Below are 13,815 nucleotides of genomic sequence, written 5' to 3' on the forward strand. Positions count from 1 at the left end.
ATTCTAATGTCCAAAAGTAGGTAAAAAGTGTGTTTTTATTATCAATAACTTCTTCAAATCTTTTAAATTATCAAATATTATTCTTTATATTCGAAAACCCATATTATAAAATCTATAAACAATTTTTATTAAATCTAATTATTAATTCAAAAAAGAGTCTTTTCTGAGTCATTTGAAAGTTATAATAGTTAGAAATCAAAGACAAGGAAGAAAATGAAAAAAATATCTCTAGCTTTTCTTTTATCCGCTTCTATTTTATTTGCTGCGAATACAATAGAACTAATAGGATAATATACCAAAGATTTATGGAATCCATTTAGAGTATTATTAGAAAAAAATATAATATGAAAAATGAAATAACAGCTTTTACTTTACCCTTAAGAATTTTTTCTTTAGTTGAAGAAAATTTTCATAAAACATTAGAACTAGACCTAGTAAAAGCACTATAAGAGAATATTTAATATGAATATTATTATTATGATTGGTCAAAAAAATGGTTTAAAAATAGAAAAATTAAGTTTATTTATAAAAAAATTCACACATTTTGTGAATAATTAAAAAAAGGAAATATATGAAAAAATTTTTATTAAGTATTACACTAATGTCATCTTTGGTTTTTAGTGCACAAGATGAATGTTCTGGTTTATATAATGCAGGTGACTATAAAAGATCAGGTGATTGTTATATTAAACAAATTAAAAAAGACAATTCTCTTATTAATAATTATTATGCGGGTGATTCTTTAAGAATTCAAGGAAGACCTAAAGAAGCGCTTCCATATTTACAAAAAGCTGAGCAGTTAGCATTGGGAGAAAATGATTTAGCTTTTATTTATAATAAGTTATCGATGGTTTATTCAGTTTTAGGTAATCAAGAACTTCAATTAGCTTATAATATGAAATACTTAAATTCAGCATTAAAAAGAAAAAATAACTCTGATATTGGAGCTGCTTATAATAACTTAGGTTTATATTACTCTAATTTAGATGATGAAAATAAAGCCTTAGAATATTATACAAAAGCTCTTGAATACAAAACTGAAAATGATAAAGCAATTACATACAATAATATAGCTCTTTCACATAGATATTTAGGAAATTATGATAAAGCTGCTGAATTTTATAATAAAGCTATAGAATTAAATCTAAAAAATGGAGATTATCTATCTTTGTGCTTAGCAAAATCAAATTTTGGAGCTTTTAAATATCTAATAGAAAATTATCAAGAAGCTGATACTATTTTACAAGATGCAAATACTATTTGTCATAATGCTGGTGATATTTCTACAGAAGCAAATAGTATAATTTATCTTGGTTTTTCTGCTTTAAAACAAAATAATATCCAACTAGCTAAATCTTACTATAATCAAGCAAAACCTTTATCAGTTAAATCAGGAGATACTGTAATTTCAACAAATCTAAAAAATTTAGAAAATAAAATTAATTCTTATAATAAATAAAATTTATTTTTTGTAATTTTTAAGCAAAAAATTATCGAGTTTTTTCCAAAATGGTATTTATTATAAATACCATTTTTCTTTATTATGTAAGAAAAAAGTAAAAAATAATTTACTCTTTTTAAGTTTTTATGAATAATTATTTTGATAGAATTTTTTGAAACAAAACCCAATATATAGGGGTTTTTATGGCGAGAAGATGAAGGAATTGAACCTCCCACGGCGTTTACACAAAAACCGTCAATCAGGGTTGAAGCCTGTGGTGCCCACCAGGTACACTTATCTCCCATTTAAAGAAAAGAAATCTTACATTAAAAAATTTTAAAAACATCTGAAAGGGTAAAAATGATTTTACTTAAATCCATTCCAAAGGTTGATAAGTTTATCACACACAAAGCTTTTGAAGGATTATCTAAAACTTTGATTACAAAACTTACAAAAGAAGTCCTAGAGAATCTAAGAAATAATATTTTAAATGAAAAAATAAAAAATATTGATGAAAACAGTTTAGTAGATGAAGTTTTACAAAAATATGAAGAGTTAACAACTCCTTCTTTAAAAAATCTTATCAATGCAACAGGAATTATTGTTCATACAAATTTAGGCAGAAGTTTACTTGATAAAAAATCTCTAGAAAAAGCTATTTCAATCGCTACTTCTTACAATAATTTAGAATATAACCTAAAAGAAGGCAAAAGAGGAGAAAGATATGAACATATATCAAAAGCTTTAAAAGCCCTAACAGGTTGTGAAGATGCTCTTGTTGTAAACAATAACGCAAGTGCTGTTTTTCTTATTTTAAACACTTTTTGTAAAGATAAAGAGGTAGTTGTTAGTCGTGGAGAATTGGTTGAAATTGGTGGAAGTTTTAGAGTTCCAGAAGTTATGGCTCAAAGTGGTGCAATATTAAAAGAGATTGGAACTACAAATAAAACTCATTTAAGAGATTATGAAAATGCTATAAATGAAAAAACTTCAATGCTGATGAAAGTACACAAATCAAACTACTCAATCGAAGGTTTCTCAAGCGAAGTTGATTTTGAAGAGATTGTAAAAGTAGCAAGTGATAATAATCTAATAAACTACTATGATATGGGAAGTGGGCATATGATAGATTTACCTTTTAATCTAAATGCAAATGAACCATCTATTTTACAAATCATGAAATATAATCCAAGTCTATTGAGTTTTTCAGGAGATAAACTTTTAGGAAGTGTTCAAGCTGGAATAATTATTGGGAAAAAAGAGTTAATAGACAAAATCAAAAAAAATCAACTTTTAAGAATGCTAAGAGTTGATAAAATCACTTTAGCACTTTTGGAAGATACAATAAATTCTTATTTAAAAAATGAATTAGAAAATATCCCTACTTTAAAGATGCTTCACACAACTTTAGAAACTTTAGAAGAAAGAGCAACGAACTTAAAAGAGAGATTAAAAGATACTTGTAATTGTGAAGTTATAAAAACTCAAACAATGATTGGAGGAGGAACTACTCCTAATAAAAAAATTCCTTCGATTGGTTTGAGTTTAGAGTACAAAAATTATAAAGCAAACAAATTAGAAGAACTTCTAAGAAAAAACAACTTAATCTCAAGAATTGAAAATGATAGAGTAATACTTGATTTTAGAACTATTTTAGAAGATGAGATAGAAAAAATTGAAATTATTTTAAAAAATTTATTCACAAAGTGTAACTAATGTCAAATATAATTATAGGAACAGCAGGTCATATTGACCACGGAAAAACGGCTTTAATTCGTGCATTAAATGGTTTTGAAGGAGATACAACAAACGAAGAGAAACAAAGAGGTATTACAATAGATTTATCTTTTTCAAATCTCTCATTAGGTCAACAAAATATTGCTTTTATTGATGTACCAGGACATGAAAAACTTGTAAAAAATATGATTGCAGGTGCTTTTGGATTTGATTATGTAATGCTTGTAATTAGTGCAAATGAGGGAATAAAACCTCAAACAATTGAGCATATAGAAATCATAAACTTACTTGGACTTAAAGAGATAATTGTAGTTATTACAAAAAAAGATTTAGTTACAACAGAAGAACTTGAACTAAAAAAAGAAGAAATCTTAGAGTTTTTACAAAATTTTGATTTTGAAATCAAGTTTATTTCTGCTGTTTCAATTTATGATGAAAACTCTATAAATAAATTAAAAACTTTACTATTTAGTATAAAAAACTCAACAAAACAAGAAGAAAATTTCTTTAGATTTTATGTGGATAGAGTCTTCTCTCCAAAAGGAATTGGTACAGTTGTAACAGGAACGGTTCTTGGAAAAAAATGTGAAATTGATGAAAAACTTTTTATTTGCCAAAGCCAAAAAGAGACAAGAATTAAAAATATTCAAGTTCACAATCTTAATGTTTTAGAAGCAAATATCTCTTCTAGAGCAGCTTTAAACTTACAAAATGTAAATATAACAGCCATTCAAAAAGGTGATTTAATCACAAAAAAAGGACATATTAGAGGATTTGATGGAATTGATATCTCTTTTAAATGTTTAAAAAATAAAAAACTAAATCACAATCAAACTTATACTCTATTTGTTGGAGCAAAAAAAATTGATTTAAAAGTTTTGCTTTTTGATTGTATAACAAGCCTTGAAGAGGGTTATGCAACATTAAAAGCTAATGAACCACTTTATACAGTTTTTGGAGAAAAAGTAATTTTAAGAAGTGGAAATGAAACTATTTGTGGTGGAGTTATTTTAAATCCAGTAATTGACCCAATGAAAAAAAATCAGAAAAAAAGATTATTGGAAGCGTTGGATAAAAAAGATTTTATTTCTGCATATAATGAACTTCTTGAAGCCCATAAAAAAGGTTTAGGAATTATCTCTTCAACTCAAAGATTTGCCCTTTCTCACGACGAAGCAATTAGTTTTGCAAAAAATATGCAAAATGTTTTTGTAGATGAAAAAGAGTTGGTTATTTATCCACTTTGCACAAAAGATGAGATAAAAGATTTTATAAAAGAGATTTATACAAAAAACTCTTATGCCCTACTTTCAAATGCCTCTATAAATCTTAGATTAAAATGGGCAAGTACAGCATTTATTCAACTTGTTCTTGATGAACTTGAAAATGAAGGTTTTTTAACAAAAGATGGCTCTTTATATAAAAATGCAAACATAAAAGAAGATTTTACTAAAGATTTAGAGAATATTATTTTACAAAGATTAAAAGAGGAAGATATAACTCCAACCGCTCCTTATAATATCTATGATGATTTGGATATTGATAGAAAAGTTGGTGATGATATTTTAAAATCACTTACTTCTAAAAAACAAATAATAAGACTACAACACAATATTTTTATACATTTTGAAAGTCTAAATAAGATGGTAAAAATAATGAAAGAGATTATAAAAGAAGAAGGTTTTATCGAACTTTCTAATTTTAAAGAGAAATTTGATTTAAGTAGAAAATATTTAATTACATATTTAGATTATTTAGACAACTTTTCTGATATTAAAAAGGTAGAAACCAAAAGAATATTCTTGTAGTTTAATGAAATTTAAAATATAATCCAGCCACAAGAAAAGCTATTTTCTTAGTTTCATACTGGATAATTTTTAAATGATAAATGAAATAATTGAAAAGATAAACGACCTTCCACCTCTTCCTGAGACTATCACAAAAATAGAAATATTTAGAAAAAAAGAGACTCAAGAGGTAGAAGAGTTAATATCTATTTTAGAAACTGACCCATTTATCGTATCTACTTTATTAAAAGTTTCAAACTCAGCAATGTTTGGTTTTCGTTCAAAAGTTGAAACTTTAGGAAGATTGATTAATCTTTTAGGTATGAAATTTGCGATTTTTATTGCCATTAATGAAACTATTCAAAATATGCTAACAACTGATTTAAAACCTTATGGAATAAGCCATGATGATTATGTTAAATCTACAAGATTAACTTCAACATTAATCAATCTTTGGATAAGTAAAAAAGATGCTGAGTTAAGAGATGATTTGATTTTACCAGCTCTTTTACAACAAACTGGATTATTTATCTTATCAGAAGTAATTATCTCAAATAATTTAACTGAAAAATTTCAAGAAAAATTAGCTCTTGGAGCAGAGATAAGTGAAATAGAAAAAGAGTTATTAGGAGTAACAACAGCTCAAGTTACTGCTGAAATATTTAAACATTGGAAACTAAGTGAAAATCTAATTCAAACTATAGAATATGTAGATGAATTAAATAAATGTGATGAAGAATTCCTTAAAAAATCTCAAATTTTACATATTGCAAAAATATTATGTAATCCAAAAGAACCATTTTCTACTATTCAAATAGCTAAAGCTTTAAGAAAAGCAAAAGAGTTTAATTTTGATGAAACAATATTAAAAAAATCTATTGAAGTATTACAAGATAGATTACTTGATGAAAAGTGATTTATATACTATTTAGCATAGCTTGCTAAAATTCCAAAATGAAATTAACAAAAGAACAAGAAGAGATAATCAATAGTTCTGAACTCTCTTTTAAAATCAATGCTGTTGCAGGAAGTGGAAAAACAACTACACTTCTTGAATATGCAAAAAAAAACTCTCATCTAAAGATTTTATATCTTGCATACAATAAATCTTTACAAATATCTTTACAAGAAAAATTAAAAGATTATAAACTTCCATATTTGCATATAAGCACTATTCACTCTTTAGCTTATAATAAAATTGAAGCATATAACTATAATTTGACAGCTGATTTAAAAAATTATGTTATTGAAAAAATTATCACAAGCCATGAATTAAGAGAACATCAAAAAGCCTATTATCCAACTTTGGAATATATTGCTTTGATAAAAGATTTAGTAAATTTTTATTGTAACTCCTCTTTAATCGCCCTTGATTCTAAACTTCTTGAATCTTATAAAAAACAATCAGATTTAGGAGCAAAAATCCTAGAACTTCTAAATAAAAATGAAAAAAGAGTAATAGAACATCTAAAAACAATTTTAGGTGCCATGAAAAATAAAATTATAGAGGCTACTCACGATTTTTATCTAAAAATGTTTTATCTAAATAAAAAAGTATCAACAAATCTTCCTTATGATTTGATTTTGGTTGATGAAGCCCAAGATATAAGTGATGTGATGATTGGAATTGTTGAAAATCTAAATTGTAGAAGAATTTACGTGGGAGATTCATTTCAACAAATTTATAGTTTTAGATTTGCCACAAATGCCTTAAATAAAATTGATTTGCCCTCTTATGATTTAACACAAAGTTTTAGATTTGGGGATAATTATGCAAAAACTTTACAATCAACTCTAAATAGTTTGTATGAGATAAATGGTAGTAAAATTTTAAGAATTAGAGGAATAGAAAAAAACACAAAAATAGGACGTGAGTTTATAGATTTTTCTAAACCTTTTTGCGTGATAGCAAGAAGTACTTTTGGACTGATTCAGCAATTGATTTATTTTATTCACGATAAAAAGAAAATCTATTTTGAAGGTGGATACAATTCATACTCTTTTATGAATCAAACTGTTTATTCGATTTTTTATTTAAAACAGAAAAAGAATGACAAAATCACAATAGATGAAATCAAAGATTTTGAAACTATAAATGAACTTGAAACTTTTGCAAAAGATACAAAAAATCAAGATTATCTAAATATCATCAAATTTATAAACACTTATGGAGATAATATTTTTGAGATAAATAAAAAAATAAAAGAGTTTCTTGTTAGTGACAAAAAAGATGCTGATATTATTTTTACAACAACTCATAAATCAAAAGGTTTAGAGTATGAACAAGTTTTGATGGCTGATGATTTTATCTCAAAAAAAGAGATAACAAACACAAAAAACAAACTCTCATATCAAAGAATAAATGAAGAGTTAAATATCTATTATGTTGCAGCTACAAGAGCCAAAAATGTAATTCAACTTGCAGATTTAAACCTAAGTTATACCTACAATGAAAATGAAGAAACAAGCTCTTTTGTAAAATCACGATTTATAAGTAAACGTGCAGATAATAAAAAAAGTAAAGAGTTACAAGAAGAATGGCTGAAAAAAAATAGGGTTAAAAAAATATGAAAAAAGTTCTAATTTTACTAAGTTTTATTTTTCTGATTGTATCAATTCTTTTTATTATAAAAAATGAAAAGTCACAAGATTTAACTATCTCTTTTTACTCTTGGGAAAATAGTTTTAATCAAAAAGAGATAACTGAAAAACTCTATATAAAAGTTCTAGATATCGCTTATTCTACAAAACTTGAAATTATAAAATCAAATTTACAAGAAAAACCAAAAGATTTTATACCTGTTGTTTATATCACAAATGAAACAATGCAAAATGTAGATTTTTCTTTAATTTCAAATGCAATTATTCAAGGTTTAAAAAATTATGAGTTTAAGGAACTTCAAATAGATTGTGATTGGTCAAATTCAACTCAATCAAACTATTTTAAATTGCTTGAAGATTTAAAAACAAAACTAAATAAAACTCTAAGTGCAACAATTAGACTTCATCAAATAAAATACTACACAAAAACAGGTGTTCCAAACGTAGATTATGGAGTTTTGATGTACTACAATATGTCAAATATAACTGATATAAATACAAAAAATTCTATTTTAGATAATGACATTGCAAAAAAATATCACTATAATTTTGAAAATTATAAATTAAAATTAAAACTTGCACTTCCTCTTTATTCACAAGCTATTCAATTTCGTGAAAATAAAGCTTTGAGTATTTTTGAAGGAGTTGAAAAAAATGATTTTGACGCAAACTTTATAGAGATTTCACCAAATTTATATAAGGTCTTAAATAGTACATATTTCAAAGGAAGATATATTTACAAAGATGATGTTTTTAGATTTGAAGATGTAAAAAAAGAGGATTTAAAAATAGCTTTAGAAGATTTTATGAATTTAACAAAAAATAGATTTGATGAAATAATTTTTTATACACTAAAATATAAAAATAAATTTGATTTAGAGAATTTAATAAAAGGAAAAATATGATTTTTAGAATTCTAATTTTAGCACTTTTTATAAAAGTTTCACTTCTTGCTTGTGCTGATGGGTGGGATTATAATCAAAAAGAGTTTATCTTTTTAGAAAATAGAAATATGCCCTTTTCAAATGTTTCAGAAGAGGTAAACTCTGCAAATGTTTACAATACGATTGTTTGGGCTTATGAAGAAAAAAATAAAGAAGAAAATCTAAAAGAGTGGAAAAAAGAGCTAAAAGATGTTTATTCTTTAGAAGAGATAGAAGATTTTGTTTATAAAAGAGAAAATCTTCAAAATCTAAAAGATAAAGATATTTTAGATTATATAAATCTTGTAAAAAGACAAGAAAAACACGTAACTTACAACTACTATATGAGTGATGTAGAAAAAAGAGCTTTGGTTGATTATAAAAAACTTTTAGATGAAGCTTTAAATAAAATAGATACAGTAAACTCTTCATGGTTAAAACTTAGATATTTTTATTTGGCACTAAGATTAGCTCACTATAAAAAACAAGAACCATTAAAAATCTATGAAAAATATAAATATTTATTAGATTCAAATGATAAAACTATTGTAAAAGATTGGATTTTAGGACTTTATGCAGGAGCTTTAGTAAAAAGTGGAAAAGTTGTAGAAGGAGTTTATGAATTTTCAAAACTTTTTAGTGAAGATAAAATCAACTCACATTTAAGTTACTATAATTTTTTCCATATAAAAACAAATGAACAATGGAATGAGTTATTAAATTTAGCAAAATCAAATGAAGAAAAAACAAAATTTTATGCGCTAAGAGCTTTAAATGAAAATAGTAATGTAATCGAAGAATTACAAAATATTTACACTTTAGATAAAAACTCAAAATGGTTTGATTTTACACTTTATAGAGAACTTTTAAATACTCAACACTTTTTTAACCAACATAGTGAATATGAAAGAAATTTCCCTTATAAAAAATATATCGAATTTTTAAATACAATAAAAAAAGATGATATGTATTTAGTAAATCTAAGTCTTGCATATTTTAACCTTTATGAAAAAAACTTTGATGAAAGTACAAAAATCACAAATGAACTACTAAAAACTTATCCAAATTCACATGAAGTTCAAACTTTAGCATATATTTTATATCTTGAAAAACTAAACTCTGTAGATATAAAAACAGAAAATGACATCTATGAAAAAATGTCAAAATTAACAAAAAATGAGACAAATTCTACTTCAATTCATGACTATACTTTTGTTGTTTTAGAAAAACTATATTTAAAACAAAATGATAAATTTAACGCATTTTTAGCAAATCATATCAACTATTTAGATGATGCAGTTTTTGATTTAGCTTTATTAGAAAAATTTAGAATATTTATGGAAAATCCAAAAGATTCAAAAATCAAAGAACATTTTGCTTCTAAATATAGTGAACAAAAACTATTAAATAAAGAAAATGATAAATTTGTATTAAGTAAAAATCTATTAAATACAAAAACTAAACTTCTAATAAATAACCTAAAATTTAAAGAAGCTCTTGAGTTAAACGCTTCAATTTTAAATGAAAAAGTGCAATTCAATCCATTTAACGGTTTAATTAGAGGAAATAACAGAAGTGGAAAACAAGATACTATGAGTATCAAAGAGTTCCTTGAAAAAGTTATTGTAATTCAAAATGAGTTAGAAAAAAATCCAAAAAGTGTAATGGATAACTACCTTTATGCAAATGCCTTATACAATCTTAGTTATTTTGGAAACTCAAATATTTTAACAACAGTTTATAGAAGTGTTTTCTCTTTTAGTGATTATGATTTACAAAAAGAGAAAATTGATTTATCTATCAAACACTTTACAACTGCACTTGAAGAAGCAAAAGAAAAAGAGTTTAAAGCAAAAATTACTTATATGTTAGCAAAATCAGAACTAGCTTCATATGATATAAACTACGCTTCTAAAACTGCTGATTACTACAATAAAGATTTTTATAGATATGATTTGGAAAGATTTTGGTACTATGGAAATGAAAAAGTTTATAATGAATATATCAAAAATAATTACGGAAAATATTTTGATAAATTAAAAGATGAATTTAGTGACACAAATTATTACAATGAATTAATTCGTGAATGTGCAAATCTAAGAATTTATCAAAAACAAGATATAAAAAAACCTAAGCCAGCTATTTATTAATGTTGGATAATATTTTAATAGAAATAATAAAGGGAGTTTGATGCAATATTTCGGAGTAATTGAAACAAAATATGAAGAGATTTTTTTAACACAAAGTTATATGTACTTTAATGAAGAAGGTGAAGAGATAACACCTAAAGATTTAAGAGATAAAATTAAAACAGCTAAAGATAGAAAAAAAAATATTATAGGAACTGTATTTTTATATAATCCAGTTGTAACTCCTCTTGGATTTGATTCAAATAAATACTTATTAGAGCAAGAGTTTGATGACTTTGATAAAATGATTGAATTAAAAGCTGAAACTTATATCACAGTTTTCAAACAAGCTATGAGAGAGCACTGCAAAGGAAAAATTGTAGAGATAAAAAATCTATTTAATCTAATAGAGTCTCATATTGATGTTCCTTCTTTATTAACTAAATTTAATGAAGATTTAGAAAAATACAACTCAGCTCAAAACACAGAATTTGATAGAGATATTATGTATGTTGATGCAGCTAATTTTATTCCATCAGGTAAATTTGTATTCTTCTGTTGGGGAGATAAAATCAAAGAAAAAGAGTTCCCATATATAAATGATTATGCAAAAGTAATCTATGAAAATGCTTTAAAACTTGGGAAAAAAGTAGCTTATGTTTATAAAAAAGAGAAAACAGAACAAGGTGCTATTGAGTATCTACAGTTTTCTAATCCTTTACAAAATTATAAATATAGAAACTCTATTTCAAGTGCAATAAAAAAAGCATTTGAAGAATTTCCACCAAAACCAACACCTTACGAATAGAATTTAAGAGGGATTTTTATGATTGATTCAGAATTTTTAAAAAACCAAACTGTACTTTTTGTTGAAGATGAAGAGTTAGCTAGAGAAAAACTTGCAAAACTTTTAAGTAAATTATTTAAAACTGTAATTCTTGCAATAAATGGAGAAGAAGGTTTAAAAAAATTCAAAGAATCATATGACTCAGATGAAAAAATTGATTTGATAATATCAGATATAAATATGCCAATTATGAATGGTTTGGAAATGATTGAAAGAATTAGAGAGATAGACTTAAATGTTCCTCTAATTTTTACAACTGCAAGAAGTGAAACTGAAAATATCATCAAAGCAATTGATTTAAACGTTAGTAGTTATATCATAAAACCTATTGATACAACTCTTCTTATAAAAAAGATATCTGATGCCTGCGAAAAACAATATATTCAATCTCAATTAGATGAAAAACAATATAAACTAAAAAAATATCTTGAAGCTGTTGATAATGTAGCTTTAATTTATAAAATGGATGGAGATGGAAATATCTCTTTTGCCAATAAAAGTTTATTAGAAACTTCAAAATATACAATCGAAGAGTTAAAAGAGATTGGATTTTCTGGATTAATTCATCCTGATATCCCAAAAGAGTATATTGAAAAAACTTGGGAAAGTCTAAAAAAAGGTGATTCTTGGACAGGAAATACAAAATTTCTTGCAAAAGATGGTGAAGCTTTTTATCTAAAAAATACTATTTTTAGTTTAGATTCAGATTCAAAAACTGAATATATAACTATTGGATTTTCAACAACAAAAGAGAATATTGAAAAAAGAGAGTTTCAAAAGAAAGTTATAAAAGCACTTCAAGAGTTTAATAAAAAAGAGTATTTTTATAAAAAACAATTTCAAGAATTAACAGATAGACTAAATCAATTAGAATCATATGTTCCAAGATTACAAGAAGAGTTAGAAGAACAAAAAGCAAAAACCCTAAGTCGACAAAGACAACTTGACCACTATGAGTTACAAATGCATAATGTTGATGAAAAATATTATGGACATATGACTACAAAAAGTAAAGAAGCTGAAGAGTATGCAAAAAATGTCGCTTTATTAAAACAAGAAAAAGCAACTTTAGTAGAAAAAGTTAAATCTTCACAAGAAGAGATTTTAGCAACAAAAAAAGAGTTAGCTTTACTTACAGAGATGAATGAACAAAAAAACAAAAGAATAGAAGACTTAAAAGATGTAATCAAATCTTTAGAAGAAAAAGTAAAAGAATTAACAGAGAACAATCATCATAGCCTCTTTTGAGGAAGAGCTATGATATATCTTAATCCATCTTTACTATTACCTATTTTTAAATCTCCACCAAAACTATTTTTAATCACAAGTTTTACCATATATAAACCTGTTCCTGTTCCATTTGCTTTTGTTGTGTAATAAGGATCAAAAAGTTTTTCTAAAGTCTCTATATTTACTCCACCTGCATTATCTTCCATAATTAATATTGTATATGCTTGTTTAGATAATACAGAAATATTAATCTTTCTATTTTCTATTGCTCTTTCATTAAAGGCATCAATTGAATTATTTATAATATTTAAAATAACCTGTTCTAATTCTGTTTCACTTCCATAAACTTTCTCATCATCAACCTCAAGAGTTAAATCAATTTTATTTACTTCAAATTGATTTCCAAGTAATTTAATAGAAGTATTTATTGCATTTTTGATAAAAAACTCTCTTTTGTTTTTTTCAGGATTAAAAAAGTTTCTAAAACCATCAATAGTTTCACTCAAAAATTGTATCTGTTCTTTTGTATTTTTTGAAAAATCTTCAATAAATTTTTCATCAATTTCATTATATTCATATGAAGTTTTTACATCATTACAATATAAAGACAAAATATTTAAAGGTTGTTTTAATTGATGGGCAATTACACCTATCATTTCACCCATTGTTGCCATTTTTGATTGATGAATTAAAACCTTTTCTTTTTCAGCAATTTGTAATTCATCTTGTTTTCTTCTTTCAAAAATATCAATATAAACTTTTAATTTAGAATTTAATAAAACATCATGTATAGGTTTTGTGATATATTCAACTGCTCCTAAATTATAACCTTTTGTTTTATATTCATCTTTATCATAAATTCCTGTTATGAAAATAACTGGAATATCTTTAGTTCTTTCTATATTTTTAATATAATCAACAAATTCAAAACCATCTATTTCTGGCATTTGTACATCAGTTAAAATTAAATCCACATCTTCTTTCATTAAAATTTCAATTCCCTCTTGAGCATTGAGGGCTGAATAAATTTCTACATCAAAACTATCTTCTATCATCATCTTTAAAGAATATATATTTTCAGGAACATCATCTACAATTAAAATACTAAATTTTTCCATTT

The 13,815-nt window shown here is 24.9% G+C and carries 10 protein-coding genes; 9 read left to right on the forward strand and 1 reads right to left on the reverse strand.

The annotated features are described in order from the left end of the window. Nucleotides 1-571: 571 nt before the first annotated feature. From AELL_RS09430 to AELL_RS09480, 9 genes are all read left to right on the forward strand, one after another. Nucleotides 572-1,459 carry a tetratricopeptide repeat protein gene (locus AELL_RS09430; RefSeq protein WP_118917722.1) on the forward strand — a complete coding sequence of 296 codons (888 nt, stop codon included), beginning with the start codon at nucleotides 572-574 and terminating at the stop codon, nucleotides 1,457-1,459. A 342-nt stretch (nucleotides 1,460-1,801) separates the two neighbouring features. After that, complete coding sequence (gene selA / locus AELL_RS09445) at nucleotides 1,802-3,157, forward strand: L-seryl-tRNA(Sec) selenium transferase (protein WP_118917724.1); 1,356 nt, start codon at nucleotides 1,802-1,804, stop codon at nucleotides 3,155-3,157. Continuing rightward, the gene (gene selB / locus AELL_RS09450; RefSeq protein WP_118917725.1) at nucleotides 3,157-4,986 is read left to right on the forward strand and encodes a selenocysteine-specific translation elongation factor; all 1,830 of its coding nucleotides are present in this window, start codon (nucleotides 3,157-3,159) and stop codon (nucleotides 4,984-4,986) included. The genes selA and selB overlap by 1 nt, the downstream gene beginning before the upstream one ends. Before the next feature lie 73 nt (nucleotides 4,987-5,059). Then, complete coding sequence (locus tag AELL_RS09455) at nucleotides 5,060-5,881, forward strand: HDOD domain-containing protein (protein WP_118917726.1); 822 nt, start codon at nucleotides 5,060-5,062, stop codon at nucleotides 5,879-5,881. Between the two features lie 38 nt (nucleotides 5,882-5,919). After that, entirely contained in the window at nucleotides 5,920-7,536 is a 1,617-nt protein-coding gene (locus tag AELL_RS09460; protein WP_118917727.1) for a UvrD-helicase domain-containing protein, read from the forward strand. Continuing rightward, nucleotides 7,533-8,471 (forward strand): hypothetical protein, encoded by a 939-nt coding sequence (locus AELL_RS09465; protein ID WP_118917728.1) that lies wholly within the window; start codon nucleotides 7,533-7,535, stop codon nucleotides 8,469-8,471. Before AELL_RS09460 ends, AELL_RS09465 begins: the two co-directional genes overlap by 4 nt. After that, the gene (locus tag AELL_RS09470; protein ID WP_118917729.1) at nucleotides 8,468-10,639 is read left to right on the forward strand and encodes a hypothetical protein; all 2,172 of its coding nucleotides are present in this window, start codon (nucleotides 8,468-8,470) and stop codon (nucleotides 10,637-10,639) included. The genes AELL_RS09465 and AELL_RS09470 overlap by 4 nt, the downstream gene beginning before the upstream one ends. Nucleotides 10,640-10,679: 40 nt before the next feature. Then, nucleotides 10,680-11,426, forward strand: a complete 747-nt coding sequence (locus tag AELL_RS09475; protein WP_118917730.1) for a hypothetical protein — start codon at nucleotides 10,680-10,682, stop codon at nucleotides 11,424-11,426. Between the two features lie 18 nt (nucleotides 11,427-11,444). Next, nucleotides 11,445-12,713: a response regulator gene (locus AELL_RS09480; RefSeq protein WP_118917731.1), complete on the forward strand. Its 1,269-nt coding sequence runs from the start codon at nucleotides 11,445-11,447 to the stop codon at nucleotides 12,711-12,713. On the opposite strand, the gene AELL_RS09485 is transcribed toward AELL_RS09480, so the two are convergent. Continuing rightward, on the reverse strand, nucleotides 12,698-13,813 hold the full coding sequence (locus AELL_RS09485) for a response regulator (protein WP_118917732.1): 1,116 nt from the start codon (nucleotides 13,811-13,813) through the stop codon (nucleotides 12,698-12,700). The genes AELL_RS09480 and AELL_RS09485 overlap by 16 nt on opposite strands. Nucleotides 13,814-13,815 lie beyond the last annotated feature (2 nt).

Source organism: Arcobacter ellisii (assembly GCF_003544915.1).
Taxonomy (GTDB): Bacteria; Campylobacterota; Campylobacteria; order Campylobacterales; family Arcobacteraceae; genus Aliarcobacter; species Aliarcobacter ellisii.